16 protein-coding genes are annotated in these 16,709 nt (G+C 68.4%); 6 read left to right on the forward strand and 10 right to left on the reverse strand.

All coding sequences use genetic code 11. The features are described 5' to 3' along the window. The 3 genes from G6016_RS15280 to G6016_RS15290 all read right to left on the reverse strand — a co-directional run. Positions 1–1,079, reverse strand: a 1,079-nt coding sequence (locus G6016_RS15280) for an LLM class flavin-dependent oxidoreductase (protein ID WP_182633466.1), incomplete at its 3' end; no start/stop codon positions are given. Positions 1,080–1,712: 633 nt separating this feature from the next. Next, the gene (locus tag G6016_RS15285; RefSeq protein WP_182633467.1) at positions 1,713–2,090 is read right to left on the reverse strand and encodes a DUF2784 domain-containing protein; all 378 of its coding nucleotides are present in this window, start codon (positions 2,088–2,090) and stop codon (positions 1,713–1,715) included. 139 nt (positions 2,091–2,229) lie between these two features. Then, the gene (locus tag G6016_RS15290; protein ID WP_182633468.1) at positions 2,230–3,807 is read right to left on the reverse strand and encodes an HNH endonuclease signature motif containing protein; all 1,578 of its coding nucleotides are present in this window, start codon (positions 3,805–3,807) and stop codon (positions 2,230–2,232) included. Between the two features lie 458 nt (positions 3,808–4,265). Here G6016_RS15290 and G6016_RS15295 point away from each other — a divergent pair, with 458 nt between their 5' ends. The 3 genes from G6016_RS15295 to G6016_RS15305 all read left to right on the forward strand — a co-directional run bounded on the left by G6016_RS15295 (position 4,266) and on the right by G6016_RS15305 (position 6,978). Next, a complete protein-coding gene (locus G6016_RS15295; protein WP_182633469.1) occupies positions 4,266–5,339 on the forward strand; it encodes a 3-deoxy-7-phosphoheptulonate synthase in 1,074 nt (357 codons plus the stop codon). 149 nt (positions 5,340–5,488) lie between these two features. Further along, positions 5,489–6,256 (forward strand): isoprenyl transferase, encoded by a 768-nt coding sequence (locus G6016_RS15300; protein ID WP_182633470.1) that lies wholly within the window; start codon positions 5,489–5,491, stop codon positions 6,254–6,256. Continuing rightward, positions 6,253–6,978, forward strand: a complete 726-nt coding sequence (locus tag G6016_RS15305; RefSeq protein WP_182633471.1) for an MOSC domain-containing protein — start codon at positions 6,253–6,255, stop codon at positions 6,976–6,978. Before G6016_RS15300 ends, G6016_RS15305 begins: the two co-directional genes overlap by 4 nt. 58 nt (positions 6,979–7,036) lie before the next feature. On the opposite strand, the gene G6016_RS15310 is transcribed toward G6016_RS15305, so the two are convergent. Both G6016_RS15310 and G6016_RS15315 read right to left on the reverse strand, forming a co-directional pair. Beyond that, positions 7,037–8,563: a PH domain-containing protein gene (locus tag G6016_RS15310; RefSeq protein WP_182633472.1), complete on the reverse strand. Its 1,527-nt coding sequence runs from the start codon at positions 8,561–8,563 to the stop codon at positions 7,037–7,039. Then, positions 8,560–9,063, reverse strand: coding sequence for a PH domain-containing protein (locus tag G6016_RS15315; RefSeq protein ID WP_338403637.1), 504 nt, complete (start codon positions 9,061–9,063; stop codon positions 8,560–8,562). The genes G6016_RS15310 and G6016_RS15315 overlap by 4 nt, the downstream gene beginning before the upstream one ends. 37 nt (positions 9,064–9,100) lie before the next feature. Between G6016_RS15315 and G6016_RS15320 the strand changes: the two genes are divergently transcribed. Next, complete coding sequence (locus G6016_RS15320) at positions 9,101–10,216, forward strand: tocopherol cyclase family protein (RefSeq protein ID WP_182633474.1); 1,116 nt, start codon at positions 9,101–9,103, stop codon at positions 10,214–10,216. Between the two features lie 120 nt (positions 10,217–10,336). Here G6016_RS15320 and G6016_RS15325 read toward each other — a convergent pair whose 3' ends face one another. The 4 genes from G6016_RS15325 to coaA all read right to left on the reverse strand — a co-directional run bounded on the left by G6016_RS15325 (position 10,337) and on the right by coaA (position 13,849). Then, on the reverse strand, positions 10,337–11,116 hold the full coding sequence (locus tag G6016_RS15325; RefSeq protein ID WP_182633475.1) for a hypothetical protein: 780 nt from the start codon (positions 11,114–11,116) through the stop codon (positions 10,337–10,339). After that, on the reverse strand, positions 11,113–12,075 hold the full coding sequence (locus G6016_RS15330) for an ATP-binding cassette domain-containing protein (protein ID WP_182633476.1): 963 nt from the start codon (positions 12,073–12,075) through the stop codon (positions 11,113–11,115). Before G6016_RS15330 ends, G6016_RS15325 begins: the two co-directional genes overlap by 4 nt. After that, on the reverse strand, positions 12,072–12,527 hold the full coding sequence (locus tag G6016_RS15335) for a GntR family transcriptional regulator (RefSeq protein ID WP_182633477.1): 456 nt from the start codon (positions 12,525–12,527) through the stop codon (positions 12,072–12,074). The genes G6016_RS15330 and G6016_RS15335 overlap by 4 nt, the downstream gene beginning before the upstream one ends. Before the next feature lie 389 nt (positions 12,528–12,916). After that, entirely contained in the window at positions 12,917–13,849 is a 933-nt protein-coding gene (coaA, locus tag G6016_RS15340; RefSeq protein WP_182633478.1) for a type I pantothenate kinase, read from the reverse strand. A gap of 152 nt (positions 13,850–14,001) precedes the next feature. On the opposite strand from coaA, the gene glyA reads away from it, so the two are divergent. Beyond that, positions 14,002–15,306, forward strand: coding sequence for a serine hydroxymethyltransferase (glyA, locus tag G6016_RS15345; protein ID WP_182633479.1), 1,305 nt, complete (start codon positions 14,002–14,004; stop codon positions 15,304–15,306). A gap of 126 nt (positions 15,307–15,432) precedes the next feature. Here the strand turns inward: glyA and G6016_RS15350 are convergent, their stop codons facing one another. Continuing rightward, entirely contained in the window at positions 15,433–15,891 is a 459-nt protein-coding gene (locus G6016_RS15350; protein WP_182633480.1) for a nitroreductase family deazaflavin-dependent oxidoreductase, read from the reverse strand. A gap of 91 nt (positions 15,892–15,982) precedes the next feature. On the opposite strand from G6016_RS15350, the gene G6016_RS15355 reads away from it, so the two are divergent. Further along, positions 15,983–16,709: LysR family transcriptional regulator substrate-binding protein (locus tag G6016_RS15355; RefSeq protein WP_338403638.1), on the forward strand; the 727-nt coding region annotated here is incomplete at its 3' end.

Genomic DNA, 16,709 nt, shown 5'->3' on the forward strand with positions numbered 1-16,709 from the left:
AGCGCGGCGTCGCGGGCGGCGACCCGGGCGGCGTGGGTGGGGGCGTCCGGTACGTGGGCCGGGCGCAGGGCGTCGAGCTCGCGGCGCAGCACGGGCACGATCTCGGTGCCGAGGATCTCGATCTGCTCGAGCACCGTCTTGCGGGGCAGGCCGGCGTGGTCGATGAGGAACAGTTGGCGCTGGTAGTCGCCCACGTGCTCGCGCATCGTCATGTAGCGGTCGATGATCTGCTGCGGCGAGCCCACCGTCAGCGGGGTCTGCGCCGTGAAGTCCTCCATCGACGGGCCGTGGCCGTAGACCGGGGCGTTGTCGAAGTAGGGGCGGAACTCGTTGACGGCGTCCTGGCTGTTGGCCCGGGCGAAGAACTGTCCGCCGAGGCCGACGATCGCCTGGTCGGCGGAGCCGTGGCCGTAGTGCTCGTAGCGCCTGCGGTACAGCTCGACCATCTGCTTGGTGTGGCTGATGGGCCAGAAGATGTTGTTGTGGAAGAAGCCGTCACCGTAGAACGCGGCCTGCTCGGCGATCTGGGGCGAGCGGATTGAGCCGTGCCACACGAACGGGGCGACGCCGTCGAGCGGGCGCGGGGTCGAGGTGAACTGCTGGAGCGGCGTGCGGAACTTGCCCTCCCAGTCCACGACGTCCTCGTGCCACAGTCGGTGCAGCAGTTCGTAGTTCTCAATCGCGATCGGCAGTCCCTGGCGGATGTCCTGGCCGAACCACGGGTAGACGGGGCCGGTGTTGCCGCGGCCCATCGTCAGGTCGACCCGCCCGCCGGACAGGTGCTGGAGCATGGCGTAATCCTCGGCGATCTTCACCGGGTCGTTGGTGGTGATCAGCGTGGTGGCCGTCGACAGGATGATCTCGGAGGTCTTGCCGGCGACGTAGCCGAGGGTCGTGGTGGGGGAGGACGTAACAAAAGGCGGGTTGTGGTGCTCGCCGAGTGCGAACACGTCCAGCCCGACCTGCTCCGCCTGCACCGCGTACTCGACCATCGCCTCCAACCGCTCATGCTCGGTGGGGATAGCGCCGGTAACCGGGTCCGGCGTGATGTCGGCGATGCTGAAGATTCCGAACTGCATTGTGGTGGCCTCTCGTTTTATGTGTTGTCAGTTGGCGAGGGGACGGGGTCGCTGTCGCTGTCACTGTCGCGCTGAAGCGGTCGCGCTGTCGCTGTCTCTGACTTGGCCCCGGCCCACGCCGGTGAGGTTGTGCCCCCACCATAACTTGCTGACATGTCAAACAAAAGTGTGTGGCCGAGTATTCCCCGTCACTCCGCGCGGCCGCTCCAGCCCCAGCTGCGCCGGGCCGACGTCGATACCTCGATCTGCCCTCCGGATTCGCAGATACGCGCCGGGCTGACCTCGATCTGCTCTCCGGATTCGCAGCTACGCGCGCGATTCGCCGATGCTCGCGGGCCCCCGCGGGCGACGCGTATTTGGAAGGGCGAATCGAAGCGATGGAGGTGATTGTGTTGCATGCCGGCCGACCCGCCCGAGTTCGTGGTGCTTGGCCGACGCCGTCTTGGTCGATATCTGAGGTCTCAACCGCCTCGGTTGGGTCGACGTGAGATAGATGCGATCCATGAGGTGGCCCGTCGTTCGGACACGTGGCAGCGATGATGACCGGCGGTGCCGCCACGTTGCTGTACGGATCTTGATCGACTGTGGGCCGACTCGGTCGAACCGTCTCGTTGGCGCCCCGGCCGTGTGGGGTCAGGCCCGGATCTTCCGGCGCCGCTTGTTCAGTACGGCGAATCCGGCCCACGAGACGAGCACGGTGGCGGCGACTGCCAGTTGTGCGGTGAGGAGATGGTCGGCTGGGTAGACGACGCCGGTGATGTAGTGGTCGATGAAGCCGGTCGACGGAAGCCGTTCTTGGCCGGCGTGCTCGCGGGCCCAGTTCTCGAGGTGTGTGAGGGGGCAGTCCCAACCGATGACGACGATTCCCAACCCGTAGGCGGCAGTGGCCAGGTGTGGCCAGATGGCCCAGTGCCACTTGGGCCGCCACGCGAGGAAGCCGCCCACGGTCAGGTATACGAGGAACCCGGCGTGGACGATCATCGCGGTGTCGGCGATCACCCGGTAGAGCATGAGTTCAGACTGCCACTTCGCGGCGGACCTTGAGCTGCGGCGAGCTGCGGCGAGCTGCGGCGAGCAGCGAAGAGGAGGCGCGAGGGGCGCGAGGTGACACGGGACGGCGAGGTGCCGGAGGTGTGGTGGAGTGCTCCGCTCAGGCGGTGTGGGAATCGTCGCCGGCTAGAGGGCCTGGCGGTGATGATGTTCCGGCTGGTCCTGATGACCTCGATGGTCTGGACGGTTCGCGCGGGGTCTTGCTTCGGAACCGTCGGTCGGCACCAGGGGGATTGGTGAGGTGCAGGTCGTCGGCGATGAGGCTTTCGACGTGTTCAGCCCATCGGTGATCGAGAATCTGGTCGCGGGCCTTGGCGAGTGGGCCGGAGGGGAACGTGCGGTACTCGTGTCCGGACTCGGTGATGATGGTCAGCTCGCCGAGCGGGCCTGGCCTGTAGGCGTTGGATCCGAATGTCTTCTCGCGGTGATGCTCGCGGCACAGGCAGACGAGGTTCCACTCGACGGTGGGGCCTCCGAGTTCGGGCTGCAGAGTGTTGAACGCGAGGACGTGGTCAATGTCGCAATCCTGTGCGTCCACGTTGCAACCGGGGTGGCGGCAGGTGCCGTCACGTAGCCGGATGCGTTCGGCGAGCTTGCCGTTGATGAAGTACTTGAGTGCCGCTTCCGGGGAGTCGACGGAACCCGGTGTGGGGTCGATCCGCTCGAAGCGGAACTTGGCGTCGCCACTTTCGATTAGCTGCTCACAGACCCAATCGAAACTGGCGTAAGCGCCGCGGACGAACTCGACCTGATTGGGCAGGCCCAGGGGCCGGCCGTCGATGATCGAGACGCGGATGGCCTTGTCCGAGGCCCACGGAGTTCCGGTCGCCTTATCGATCGGATTGCAGATGTCGTCTGTGGTGGGGTCGCCCAGCGCGCACAGTGCATCTGCCCGCAACTCTGGGCGGGTGCGGGGATGGCCTGAGTCCTCTGCCGCCTTGGCGGCTGCGTCGATCCGGCGGCGAAGCTTCTCGGCGTCACCCGCCGGGAGGTTGGCCCACAGGGTGGTCATTCCGTTCTTGCCGGGGCGAAAGCGGACATCGCGCTTGTAGACAGCCAGGTCAGCCGCATCGGAGGCGGCTTGGGGATCATGCTTGGCCAGTGAGGCGTCGACCATCGCGTCCATCGCGACTCGGCTGGGTCGGCCGCCGCCGTCGAGTACGCGGCTCATGCGTCCGACGACCTCGGACTCGACCTTCCGGGCAACCCGGTCGGGAACTTCGGAAAGACGGCAGGCGGTGTCGATCGCCAGTTGCTCGGGGAACAGGCCGTGTCCGATGGCGTCACGCAGGAGTCGGCGCTTTGTATGAATCTCCACGCCTGCATTGACGAGACGGGCCGCGTGCCAGGTGCTCAGGTTCATGGCCGCCGACAGCTGGTTCCGGGCACGGTCTGCGGGGTCCAAACGGGAATAGGCCGGCCGTGAGGACTTGCCTGACTTCGTAGAGGACTTCGACCGTCGCGAGGTGCTGCGATCGCGGGACGCTTCCTCGGTCTCATCGCTCTTCCGGAACGCCTCGACCAGGCGGAAGGCTGCTTCCAGTCGGGTGGCACTGGCGAGGTTCTGAGCCTTGGTGGCGTCCCTGGCCACTTCGCTCAACACGTCAACGTCGAACTCGTCGATGGGGTCCATCTCTGCGCGCAAAGGGCCGTTGGAGATAGAGCTTGTCGTCGTCATATCTCCCTCGCCTTTCCCTCTCCCAGCGTGACCTTGACTCGAACATAGTTTTCATTCTACTGACGGCGAGACGGTAGATCAAGCATTCGATCCAAACATTTTTTCGATTTCTCCAACGGTTCCATCGGGATGTCGAAACGCGGGTTCTGCACAAGGGGGCAGCGTTCACAGCAGCACTCAAGGGGGAGTGCCACACCTGCGGAAGGGTTCTGTTATGGTGGCTCGCATGTCGAACGCTCGCGCATATTGGCGCTTTATGTGGGCTCCGGGTGGAGCCCGCGCCGCGAGCGCACGCGTCCGCTAAAAGCGGTCGTCGACACCCGGAGCCCAGAGGCGGTGACCAGAAGGTCGCCGCCTCCCGCCATTTCAGACAGGCGGCCCGGGTGTCGAGTAGGGCACCACGTAAGTCACGGCACCCGGCCCGCCACCACGCCAAGAGCATCAGGAGCCAGAGCGCCGTGACCATCACCGCCGAAAATCCCACGCAGACTGCAGACCGTCGTGTCCTGTCGTACTCACCGCTTCCGACCCCCACCGAGATCCTCGGCGAGCTGCCGCTGGGCGAGGCCCGCGAGGCGCTCGTCGAGCGCAGCCGGACTGAGGTCGCCGACGTGCTCGCCGGAAAGGATGACCGCCTGCTCGTCGTGGTGGGCCCCTGCTCCGTCCATGACACGGAGGCCGCGCTCGACTACGCGGGTCGTCTGGCGGAGCTGAACGCCGAGCTCGGGGAGGACCTGCTGATCGTCATGCGGGTGTACTTCGAGAAGCCGCGCACGACAGTCGGCTGGAAGGGCCTGATCAACGACCCGGCGCTGGACGGCAGCTACGACATCCCGCGCGGCCTGCGCACGGCGCGCAAGCTTCTGCTCGACGTGCTCGACCTGGGCCTGCCCGTGGGCACCGAGTTCCTCGAGCCCACCAGCCCGCAGTACATCGCGGATGCGGTCTCGTGGGGCGCGATCGGGGCGCGCACGACCGAGAGCCAGGTCCACCGTCAGCTGGTGTCGGGCCTGTCGATGCCGGTGGGCTTCAAGAATGGCACCGACGGCGAGGTCCAGGTCGCGGTAGACGGTTGCCGGTCGTCGGCGTCGCGGCACGTGTTCTTCGGCACCGACGCCGAGGGTCGCGCCGCCGTGGTGGAGACCGCGGGCAACACCGACTGTCACGTGATCCTGCGCGGCGGCACCGCCGGCCCCAACTTCGACGCCGAGTCGGTCGAGGCGGCCGTGGCCTCCGTCGCGAAGGTCGGGCTGCCCGGCCTGGTCATGGTGGATGCCAGCCACGCCAATTCGGGCAAGTCCCACGTCCGGCAGGCCGAGGTGGTGGGCGAGCTGGCCGAGCGGATCGCGGGCGGCGAGCAGGGGATCTCGGGGCTTATGGTCGAGAGCTTCATCGAGGCCGGCGCCCAGTCGGTCGAGGCGGCCGAGCTGGTCTACGGACAGTCCGTCACCGACGCCTGCATCGGCTGGGACACGACGGCCGACTGCCTGCGCGCCCTCGCCGGCGCGGTCCGCCAGGGACGGCGGGGCTGAGCCGCCAGGGACTCCGGGGCTGAGCCGCCAGGGACTCCGGGGCTGAACAACCGGGCCCGCCACGGGCGCCGCGGCTGACCCGAAGCCGATCCGGCCCGGTCCCGAGGGGGCGCCCAGTTGCGGCGCGGTGGCGCGGTAGTCTTTCCCGTGTGGACGCCTCCTCGCCCCTGTACTCGTTATACGAGTCGCGCCTGCGCGCAACGCTGGACGAGTCGAGGCTGCCGCGGCACATCGCGGTGATGGCGGACGGCAATCGGCGCTGGGCCCGGGAGGCGGGGTTCGACGACGTCAGCCACGGCTACCGCGCCGGTGCCACCAAGATCGCGGAGCTGTTGACCTGGTGCGATGAGCTCGGCATCGACGTGGCGACGATCTACCTGCTCAGCACGGAGAATCTGAGCCGGGATGAGTCCGAGCTCGAGGAGCTCCTGCAGGTCATCGCGGATGTGGTGGACGAGATCACCGGGCCGGACCGCAACTGGGAGGTCCGGATCGTCGGCCAGATCGAGGTGCTGCCGGCGCCGATCGCCGCGCGGTTGCGCGCAGCGGAGAAGGCGAGCGTGGGGCGGCCGGGCTGCAAGGTCAATGTGGCGATCGGGTACGGCGGTCGGCACGAGATCGCCGACGCCGCCCGCGATCTGGTCGCGCAGCTCATCGCCGATGGTAAGAGCGGGCAGGAGTTGGTCGAGGGGATGACCGTCGAGGCGATCGGCGAGCACCTGTACACCTCCGGCCAGCCCGATCCGGACCTGGTGATCCGCACCTCCGGCGAGCAGCGCCTGTCCGGGTTCCTGCTGTGGCAGAGCGCGTATTCGGAGATCTGGTTCACCGAGGCCTACTGGCCGGCGTTCCGCCGCATCGATTTCCTCCGGGCGATGCGCGACTATGGCGCCCGCAACCGGCGGTTCGGTAAATGAGTGGAGCTCCCGTAAGGGACCAAGACGACGACGACAACGCCACCGCCAGCCCGATCGTCAGCGGCGACTCCTTCACGATCAGGGCTGTCTGCGTGGTCGAGCAGCTGATCACCGTGCCGGGCAGGGTCGGGGTGTCGGCGATCGATAAGCGTCCTGTCAGCGGGCCGGTGCAGGTCCGTGAGCTGGGGCTGCACGGCGATATCCAGGCCGATCGCAAGCATCACGGCGGCGAGTGGAAGGCCGTCTACATGCTGTCTGACTCGGACGTCGAGCAGTGGTCAGGCGAGTTCGGCGGGCCCGTCCCGATCGGCTACTTCGGCGAGAACCTCCGGCTGAGCGGAATCGACACCTCAAAGCTGCAGATCGGCACCGAGCTCGCCGTGGGCGAGGGCCCTCTACGTCTGCAGATCACCACGCCCCGTATCCCGTGCCAGACCTTCGCGCACCGCACCGGCAAGCCGAAGTGGGTGCGACGGTTCACCGAGGGCGGCCGGCCCGGCGCCTACGCGCGGGTCCTGACTCCGGGCCCGGTGGCGGCAGGGGGTCAGATCCGGGTGGTCGCCGCGCCCACGCATGGCGTCACAATCGGGCGGGTCCTGGCGGGGGTCGACGACGACGAGGCCCGCCGCCTCCTCGCCGAGTTCGACCTCGCCGATCTCGCCCCGAGCCTGGTCCGCAAGCTCGACCCGGCCACCGACGTGCGGCCCACCGACCTCGACTGACCACGGTCTCAGCGCGCCGGTCGACACCGTCCTCGAACGACACCGGCGTCGGCGGGGGCTAGTCGCCGGTCGGGAGCGCCAGGTGTTCCCACACGTCGCCGGCGGTGCCCCACACGTGGGCGGCCTGGTCAGTGCCCACATCGGGAAGCCGGAAGGCTCCAATGCCGCCGGCGGACGTGGCGAACAGCGTCACCAGTCCCGCGCGGCGTTGGAAAGGCGTGCGGCGGATATTCCAGCCGAGGATCCCGTCGCGCACCAGGACGTCCGTGCGCCGCAGGATCGAGCCCTTGCGCATCGCCACCATCCGGTCCGTCACGGCGTGGCCCAGACCGCGGAAGTTATCGACCGCGATCCACCATGACACCGCCCCGGATAATGCGACAACGACCACGGGCACCCACCACAGCCACGGCCACACGGCCACGGGCACGAGGGCGATCGCGGTGAGGCCAGCGGTGGAGAGGGCGGCGCGGAGGTGTCGTCGTCGTCGGGCTTGTGGCGGGTGGCTTCGCAGTGACCCGGACCCGGGGATCCCCACGCCGAGGATCACCCCGGCGACCCCCGTTGACACCTCGCGCGGTGAGGCCGGTACCAGGGAGGGGCTGGGCTTGGTCTGACCGTTCTCGTCGTTGCCGATCCCCACCCCGATCGCCACGACGTCCAGACGCGCGGCGCCGAGTGCGCGGAAGCCCGGCGGCTCGTGCAGCGTCATCCCGCGGATTCGGCTGCCATCCAGCGTCGTGTGGCGGCCCACCAGCAGGCCGCGGCGCATCTCCAGCGAGCCGTCGCGGTGATGGTCCAGGCGCATGGCCCACCAGTTCTCGATGAAGATCGCGGCCGTCGCGATCGCGCCCACGGCCAGGATGATCAGTACCGCGGCCACCACGAGCAGCGGGATCGGGACCTGATCGACGCGATCCCAGACCACGCGGAGCATGAGCGGCACCGCGTTGAACATGCTGGCGATCTGGAAGACCACGCCCACCGCGATGAGGCCGAACAGGGGAGTCGTGACGCTGGCCGGGGCGTAGCGGACCCAGCCCGGATCGACGCGCGCGATCTCGGTGGAGTCCTCGGCGGCGCGGTCGGCGAGCAGACGTCGGCGGAGCTCGCGTGCGGACTGCAGGTCCAGCGAGGCCAGGGTCAGGCGCGAGCCGTCGGTCTCGCCGCTGGAGAGCTTGACCGTCGCGATGCCCAGGCGGCGCTGCACGACGTTCGCCGAGATCTCCACACTGCGGACGCGGGCCGTCGCGATGGAGGTGGTGGTGCTGGCCAGGAAACGGACCCGGCGGTCTAGGCGGTGGTCGTCCAGATGGAAGGTCGTGACGGCGAGGCGGACCACCTCGACCACTGCCGTCGACGCGGCGCCCAGCACGATCCCGCCGAGGCACCACAGCGCGATCCATCCGGCGCCCAGCCCACCCAGGGCCAGGCCGATCGCGGTCGGCACCGCCGCAAGAAGCAGTGCCCCGGCCGCGATGAGGGTGCTCGCCGTGATGGTCCGGCGGTCCAGGCGCTGGCGCTCGAGGGTGGGATGCTCCGGGGAAGTGTGCTCCGGCTGGCCCGGATCTTCGGGCGTCGTCATGTCGCGTCCCGCTGGTCGCCCTCCGCGATCACCGTCAGGCGCTGCGCGAGCTCCTCGGCCAGGTCCGCGTCGAGGGAGCGGATGCGGACCGCGCCTCGTGATGACGCCGTGGTGACCACCACCGTAGCCAGGCCGAACAGCCGCTCCAGCGGGCCGCGCGTCTTGTCGACGGTCTGCACGCGCGACAGCGGCGCCGCCCGCCACTCCTCCCAGAACAGTCCACTACGGCTGTAGACGGCGGTGTCGGTCTCCTCCCAGCGGTGGATCGACCAGCGCACGCGCGGCACGAGGAACACGGCTGCGATCCCCAGCAGCAGCCACGCGGCCGCGACCACCGCCAGTAAGGAGACGAAGAACAGCGCCACGACGAGCAGCGGAATCAGCACCGCCGCCACGACCAGCGCGACCTGGACCGTCCACCACCATCGGCAGCGGGGATCCACCCGATTGCTCGGCGGCCGTAGGGCAAGGGGCGGTGGCGTTCCGGGCTGAGAAGTCACGGTGTTCACGGTAGGCGTTGTATGACAGGCTGGCCGCATGAGCCTTCTCGGCTGGTACCGGTCCACCGGCGCCGATCTGCCCTTCGGCGATCCGCTCCGGGCACACGGCGTGGCCATGGAGGGCTACTTCCTCCGGCTCACCGATCGCGAACGCGGACGCGTGGTGATCGCGCTCATCGGGGTCAACCGTGGTCCGGAAGGCCACTGGGCCACGCTCGGCCTGGCCTCGGACGAGGTGACCATGCCGCTCGAGGCGGGGGGATCGCGTCGGCCGGGTGACGGGCCGGCGGTGTCGTCGTCGTCGAATTTTTCTTCCCTTCGCCTGGCCGCCGCGCCGCACGGCTGGGCGCACCCGCATCGCGTCGGGGCCCGCTCCGCCGACCGGTTCGAGTACCGCGCCGACGGCATCCGCGTGGACATGGGCGACGGCGCGCGACTGCACGTGGACATCACCGACCCCGTCCCGTGGCCGCACGACACCATGACGCATCGCGCGGTGGGCGGGTCCAGCATCTTTCAATCGGTGCCGCGGCTCAACCAGTACTGGCATCCGTGGCTGCTCGGCGGACGCGCCCACGGGTGGGCCGAACTCGACGGGCAACGCTGGGAGTTCGACGGCGCCGAGGTGTATGGCGAGAAGAACTGGGGCGCCGAAGGATTCCCCGACTCGTGGTGGTGGGGCCAGGCCCAGGCCTTCGGCGAGCCCGACACCTGCGTGGCCTTCGCCGGCGGCCAGATCCACTCCGGGCCACTGCGCACCGAGGTGACCGCCGTGGTGGTGCGGCTGCCCGGCGGTCGCGTCTTTCGGCTCGGCAATCCCGTGGTCACGCCGGTGCGTGCCGACGTGGGCGACGACGAATGGCGCCTGCGCGGTCGCGGATACGGCTGGGACGTGCGGATCCTCGGGCGCTCACCGCTTGAGCGTGCCCACGTGCTGCCGGTGCCGCTGCCGTCGCAGGGGCGTAACTCCGCCGGGGCTATCGAGCACCTGGCCGGCGAGTTGGAAATCGAGGTCCGGCGACACGGCCGACTCGTGTGGTCCGACCGCAGTCACCTGGCCGCGCTCGAGCACGGGGGACTGGCGCGGGCCGAGGCAGAGCTGCGGCGGCGCGGGGTCCCCGAGGGGGAGACCGGTGCGCCGCCGACTCGCTGACCTGCGCTGCTCGCTGGTTCGCGCTGCCCCGCGTCGAGAAGTGGGTTCGGCCCAGATCTACTCGGTAGACGTGTGCGGAACCCGCTGCGGGATGAGGTGGGCCGGGCCGGCGGGGCCAGCTCAGCCGCCCAGCGGGGTGTCGCGGCGAAGGATCAGGTACCCGAGCACCGCGGCAATGACAGCCGCGCCCAGCAGGTACGCCGACCCGGACAGGGCGGTCTGCTCCAGGAGCCAGTTGCCGATTCCGGACCAGCCGGCACTGCGCACGATCAACAGGATCGCGGCGGCGAGCACCGCGGCTAGGGCCACCAGGAGGGTCCAGAACCCCAGCAGTGACATCCGCCGGAACACCGCGGCGAACATGAACGTCACGACCATCACCGCGAAGGTCAGCGAGCCGGCCAGGATCCCGGCGCCGAGGAGGCCGTCGGTGCTGGTCATGAACGGGGTGTCGAATTGGTAGGCGTGGATGCCGAAGCCGTTGGTGACCCGCTCGATCAACGCGGCCACCACGTAGGCGATGCCGAAGCCGACCGAGACCGCCAGGAACGCGAGGTAGGCGCCCACGACGAAAGTGCGGCGACTGTAGCTCAGCGCCATGGCGAACGGCAGGGTCTGCGTGACCGTGTACGCGGCCATGAAGGCCAGCGTCCACACCGCTGCCTGCGAGGCGCCTCCGTACATCGGTTCGTCGGCCGCGACGCGACCATCCACAGTGGCGTGGATCCACGCCGTGATCCCGATAGAGACGGCCCAGACCAGGATGAAAACCATCGCTGGGACGATCACGAGATTGGTGGGAACGATGAATTGCAGGCGGAACGCCGCCGGGATGCGTGTCGCCCACGTGGTGGGCCGGTGTTGGTCGACGACGGGTGCGTCGAGAGACAGGGCAGTCATGATGCGACCTCCGAGTTGAAGCTGCGGGGTGAGGTTGTCGTCGTCGTCAAATTCGGGGCGGTACGTCCTGCCTCGTCGCGCTCTCCACCAACCTCGCCCGAGGTCAGGTGGACGATGAGCTGCTGCAGTGACACCGGGACCACCTCGACGCCCCGGGCGCGGGCCCGCTGCTCCTCGTGATCTTCGAGCGCCCCCAGCACCGTGGTCCGGGACAGGCGGCCCAGCGACTCGGTGTGCAGGACCTGGCGGAAGTCGGTCAGCTCCCGGACCGTGTCGGCCGCGCCGATGAGCGTCACCGCGCGGCCGCGGAGCGAGTCGACCGGCTCGTCGAGCATGATCCGACCCTTGTCGAGGAGGACCACGTTCTCGATGAGGTGCGCGATCTCATCGATGAGATGCGAGGACAACACGATGGTCCGCGGATGCTCGGCGTAGTCAGCGAGCAGTCTGTCGTAGAACATCTGCCGCGCCACGGCGTCGAGTCCCATGTAGGGCTCGTCGAAGAACGTCAGGTCAGCGCGGGACGCGATCCCGATGATCACCGCGACCGCCGAACGCTGGCCGCGCGACATCTTCTTGATCCGCGTCTTGGCGGGCACCCGGAAGTCCTCGCTCAGCCGATCGGCCAGGTCCTGGTCCCAGTTCGGGAAGGCCATGGCCGCGGCGGCGAACGCGTGCCGCGCGTAGGAATCCTCGATGTACCTCTGGTCCTCGCGGACGAAGCAGATGCGGGGGAGGACCTGCTCGTTCTCGTGGGGGCGCTCGCCGAAGACGGTGACCGAGCCGCTGGTGGGCCAGTCCTGTCCCGAGGCGATTGCCATGAGCGAGGTTTTTCCGGCGCCGTTGCGGCCCAGGAGTCCGTGGATCACGCCGGCCTCGAACGACACGTTCAGCGAGTCGAGGGCGGTGGTCGACCTGTGTGTGCGGGTGAGGTCGTGGACCTCGATGGCGGTACTCATTGCGCCTGCTCCTTCAGCGGTGTCGAGTCGATGGCGGTGGCGGTGCTGGTGGCGGAGTCGTTGTTCGGGGAGTGGGTGTTGGAGGTGCCGGTGCTGGTCCCGGTTGCCCGGGTACGGATTAGGTGTACGACGTCCTCGGCGGTCAGGCCGATGGCCCTGGCCTCATCGAGCATCGGGGCGATGAAGCGGTCCGCGAAGAGCTGCTGCCGCTCGGCGCGCAGGATCTCCCTGGCGCCCTCCGCGACGAACATCCCGAGCCCTCTACGTTTGACGAGGATTCCGCGGTCCACGAGGAGGTTGACCCCGCGCGCGGCGGTGGCCGGGTTGATGCGGTGGAACGCCGCGAGTTCGTTGGTCGAGGGAGCGCGTTCGCCTTCGGCGAGTGAGCCGTCGAGAACCGAGGCCTCGACCTGGACCGCGATCTGAACGAAAAGCGGTCTGCCGTCGTCCATGGGCGTCTCCTCCTCGGGGCTAGCCGGTCGGGCCTCGCGGGCCGGTCGGTTGGTGGGTTAGTTGCTCAACTAGTGAACCATTTAACCGATGGAGGGGCAAGAGGTGGATTGGGCGGAATTTGCGCGATTTTGGGAGTGGAGCCCGGAAGTATGCGGCCGGCGCGCGGTCTGACGTGGGCGCGCGCCGGTGCACGGCCGGACGTAGGCGGCGTGCGGCTTGGCGTGGGCGCGCGTCGAGAAGTGGGTTCGGCACCGAGTTACTCGGTGAACGTGGGCGAAATCCACTTGGGAATGCGCAGGGCCGGGACAGGGCCGAGACAGGGCCGGGACAGGGCCGGCGTTGCGCCTAATTAGAGCCGGCGCGGGGCTGGAAAGGTCGGCGCGGGCAGTCAGATCTTGCGCAGGCGCAGCCGCTGAATCGAGTGGTCGGAGTTCTTGCGCAACACAAGCGTCGCGCGGGGCCGGGTGGGCAGAATGTTCTCGACCAGATTCGGCCGGTTGATCGAGTTCCAGATCTCGCGGGCAGCGAGCCGCGCGGCCTTGTCGGACAGGTCGGCGTAGTGCGCGAAGTGCGAGTTCGGGTTGGAGAACGAGGTCTTGCGCAGCGAGAGGAAGCGTTCAACGTACCAGTGCTCGATGTCCTCGATGCGCGCGTCGACATACAGCGAGAAGTCGAAGAGGTCCGAGACCATGAGACGCGGCCCAGTCTGCAGGACGTTCAGTCCCTCGACGATGAGGATGTCCGGCCGACGCACCTCGATGTGTTCGCCAGGCACGATGTCGTACTTCGTGTGCGAGTAGACGGGCGCGTGCACGACCGGGGCGCCGGACTTGACCTCGGTGACGAACCGCAGCAGGGCGCGGCGGTCGTACGACTCGGGGTAGCCCTTGCGGTGCATGAGGCTGCGGCGTTCGAGTTCACGGTTGGGGTGGAGGAACCCGTCGGTGGTGATGAGGTCCACGCGCGGGTGGGAATCCCACCGGGTCAGCAGCGCGCGTAGCACACGAGCGGAGGTGGATTTGCCCACCGCGACGGAGCCGGCCACGCCGATCACGAACGGCATGGGGGCGTCGGAGGCCTCGCCAAGGAACAGGTTGGTGGACTGGAACAGGCGTTGGCGGGCGGAAACCTGCAGGTGGATGAGCCGGCTCAGCGGCAGGTAGATCTCGGCGATCTCGTCCAGGTCGAGGTGTTCGCCCAGGCCACGGAGCCCTTCGAGGTCCTGCTCGGTGAGCACCATGGGCATGGCGCGACGCAACCGCCGCCAGCTGCGACGGTCGAACTCCACGTACGGCGTGTAGTCGCCGGCATGTCTGCTCACAACTGCTGATTGTGGCAGGTCTGCACGTGCTCGGGGCGGTGAGGGTCGATGGCACTAAGGTGGGAGGCGACGAGGACGACGACAACGCCATGTCGAGCCGTCGCCCGACACGATTTCGTCCACGGTGACAAGCCCACGCGCGAGGAGCAAACATGACCGACCCGAACACCGACGTGTTCTCCGCTTCCCTGTCCGAACTGGATCCGGAGGTCGCCGAGGCGATGGCCGGCGAACTGGCCCGGCAGCGGGACACGCTCGAGATGATCGCGTCGGAGAACTTCGTGCCGCGCTCGGTGCTGCAGGCCCAGGGGTCGGTCCTGACCAACAAGTACGCGGAGGGCTACCCGGGACGGCGCTACTACGGCGGGTGTGAGCACGTCGACGTGGTGGAGAACCTCGCGCGCGACCGTGCCAAGGAGGTCTTCGGCGCGAAGTACGCCAACGTGCAGCCGCACGCCGGTGCGCAGGCCAACGCGGCGGTGCTCATGGCGCTGGCCGCCCCGGGCTCCAAGATCATGGGACTGTCCCTCGCGCACGGCGGGCACCTCACGCACGGCATGGCACTCAACTTCTCGGGCAAGCTCTACGAGGTGGCCGCCTACGAGGTGGATCCGGAGACCATGCAGGTGGACATGGACGTGGTCCGCGAGATGGCGCTGGCGGAGAAGCCCGACGTGCTGATCGCCGGCTGGTCGGCTTACCCGCGGACCCAGGATTTCGCGAAGTTCCGTGAGATCGCCGACGAGGTGGGCGCCAAGCTGTGGGTCGACATGGCGCACTTCGCCGGCCTGGTGGCCGCCAGCCTGCACCCGAGCCCGGTGCCGTACGCCGACGTGGTGTCCACGACCGTCCACAAGACGCTCGGCGGGCCGCGCTCGGGCATGATCCTCACCAACGATCTCGAGCTGTTCAAGAAGCTCAACTCCTCGGTGTTCCCGGGCCAGCAGGGGGGCCCTCTGATGCACGCGATCGCGGCCAAGGCCACGGCCATGAAAATCGCCGGGACCGAGCAGTTCCGCGAGCGTCAGCAGCGCACGATCGAGGGCGCACAGATTCTGGCTGAGCGGCTCACCCAGCAGGACTGCAAGGACGCCGGCGTCGACGTGCTGACCGGCGGCACCGACGTTCACCTGGTGCTGGTGGATCTCCGGAACTCGGAGCTCGACGGCCAGCAGGCCGAGGACCTCCTCCACGAGGTGGGCATCACCGTCAACCGCAACGCCGTGCCGTTCGACCCGCGCCCGCCGATGGTCACCTCCGGCCTGCGCATCGGCACCCCCGCGCTCGCGACCCGCGGCTTCACCGCCGACGAGTTCCGCGAGGTCGCCGACATCATCGGCACCGCACTCGCGGCCGGTAAGGACGCCGACACCGCCGCACTCCGCGATCGCGTCAGCGCGCTGGCCAAGGCCAAGCCGCTGTACGAGGGCCTTGAGGACTGGAAAATCCTGGGCTGATCGGACGCCCTCTCCTCTGGAGGAACTCCGACGAACACCAACTCAACACCGTAGAAACCCCCGAGCCGATCGCTCGGGGGTTTCTACCGTTCCTGGGCAGCGTGCACAGTCGCTGTGCCGGCCGGCTCAGTCGAGCCGAAACTCCACGATCGGGACGTCATCAGGGCTGGTGGCCCCGTCCTTCTCGATCACCTGCTTGAGTAACTTCCATGACTCGGCATGTTCGGATTGGTAGCGGGCGAGTGCCTTGGCCGATTCGTCAGCCGGGAGCAGCGTGGCGGTGGCCAGACGACGGCGGATCCGGCCGGTAGTGATGAAGCACTTCGGGTTGGCCCGGAGATTTCGGTACCACTGCGAGGTCTCGCCGAAACCACTGGCCACGAGGATTCTGTTCGTCGACGGACGTTCGATCACCTCGAGGCAAGTGAACCGGGCTGTTCCGGATTTTCGCCCGGTGTGCTCGAGCAGCATCAAGCGGTTTCCGAGGAAGGAGCCGAGTCCCCACCTGTACAGGTGGATGGGCGCCCGTGCCGTGCGCCGGTTCCGGAGTATCGCCAGTCCGCTTCCGCTCGGGGAGAGATCCATGCATTCACGGTCGCACGGGTGAAGTCGGCGGCGTGAGCGTTCGGTGAGGACGCCAATGGTGTGCACGTCACCGGCGGGATACCGTTGTGGGGTGAATTCGGGCGATGGGTCGGACGCGGACGCGGGCATTGCCCCAAGACGATACGGTCTGGCGATCGGTTACGTCCCGGGCGTGCAGCCCGACAAGTGGCTCACCCGCTGGCGCGAGCGCCACAGCGATGTCCCGGTGACGGCGCGCCGCGTGGGCGATCCGCTGACGTCACTGGCTGACGAGCCGGGGGGAGACGGGTTCGACGTCATCTTCTTCCGCGAGGCCGCCGACGCGCCCAGATCTGCGCCGGAAGGTTTGCTACGCATCCCGCTCTACACGGAAACCATGGCGGTTCTCGCCGAGAAAGAGCACGAGCTCGGGGCGTTTGACTCTCTGACCCCCGACGACCTGGCGGGGGAGCAGTGGCTCGATCCGGTCGACACCCTCATCGCGACACCGGAGGAGGTCTCCGCGGCGGTTGATCTGGTGGCGGCCAACGTCGGCCTGCTGGTTCTGCCGCTGCCGTATGCGCGATCGCTGAGTCGACGCGATGTGGTGGTCCGGCCGCTTGAGGGCGTGCCCGCGACGCGGATGGGCGTGGCGTGGTCGGCCGCGCGCGAGGGTGAGGAGTTGATCGACGAGTTCGTGGGCATCGTGCGCGGGCGTTCGGCGGCGAGTTCGCGTGGCGGTGCCGAGGCGCCGCGGGAGAAGCGTTCGGCGCGCGAGAAGGCCGAGGCCAAGGCGCGAGCCCGCGCTGAACGTGCAGGGCGCGGTGGTCGCGGTGGTC

This window comes from Dietzia aerolata (genome assembly GCF_014144865.1).
In the GTDB taxonomy this organism is placed as follows: Bacteria; Actinomycetota; Actinomycetes; order Mycobacteriales; family Mycobacteriaceae; genus Dietzia; species Dietzia aerolata.

What these genes read in the sequence shown, in the direction of transcription:
- G6016_RS15290 (WP_182633468.1), bottom strand. Translation starts at nt 3,807, where the DNA reads ATGACGACGACAAGCTCTATCTCCAACGGCCCTTTGCGCGCAGAGATG.
- G6016_RS15335 (WP_182633477.1), bottom strand. Translation starts at nt 12,527, where the DNA reads ATGGACGACGGCAGACCGCTTTTCGTTCAGATCGCGGTCCAGGTCGAG.
- G6016_RS15320 (WP_182633474.1), top strand. Translation starts at nt 9,101, where the DNA reads ATGAGCCTTCTCGGCTGGTACCGGTCCACCGGCGCCGATCTGCCCTTC.
- G6016_RS15325 (WP_182633475.1), bottom strand. Translation starts at nt 11,116, where the DNA reads ATGACTGCCCTGTCTCTCGACGCACCCGTCGTCGACCAACACCGGCCC.
- G6016_RS15350 (WP_182633480.1), bottom strand. Translation starts at nt 15,891, where the DNA reads ATGGATCTCTCCCCGAGCGGAAGCGGACTGGCGATACTCCGGAACCGG.
- glyA (WP_182633479.1), top strand. Translation starts at nt 14,002, where the DNA reads ATGACCGACCCGAACACCGACGTGTTCTCCGCTTCCCTGTCCGAACTG.
- G6016_RS15285 (WP_182633467.1), bottom strand. Translation starts at nt 2,090, where the DNA reads ATGCTCTACCGGGTGATCGCCGACACCGCGATGATCGTCCACGCCGGG.
- G6016_RS15305 (WP_182633471.1), top strand. Translation starts at nt 6,253, where the DNA reads ATGAGTGGAGCTCCCGTAAGGGACCAAGACGACGACGACAACGCCACC.
- G6016_RS15330 (WP_182633476.1), bottom strand. Translation starts at nt 12,075, where the DNA reads ATGAGTACCGCCATCGAGGTCCACGACCTCACCCGCACACACAGGTCG.
- G6016_RS15310 (WP_182633472.1), bottom strand. Translation starts at nt 8,563, where the DNA reads ATGACGACGCCCGAAGATCCGGGCCAGCCGGAGCACACTTCCCCGGAG.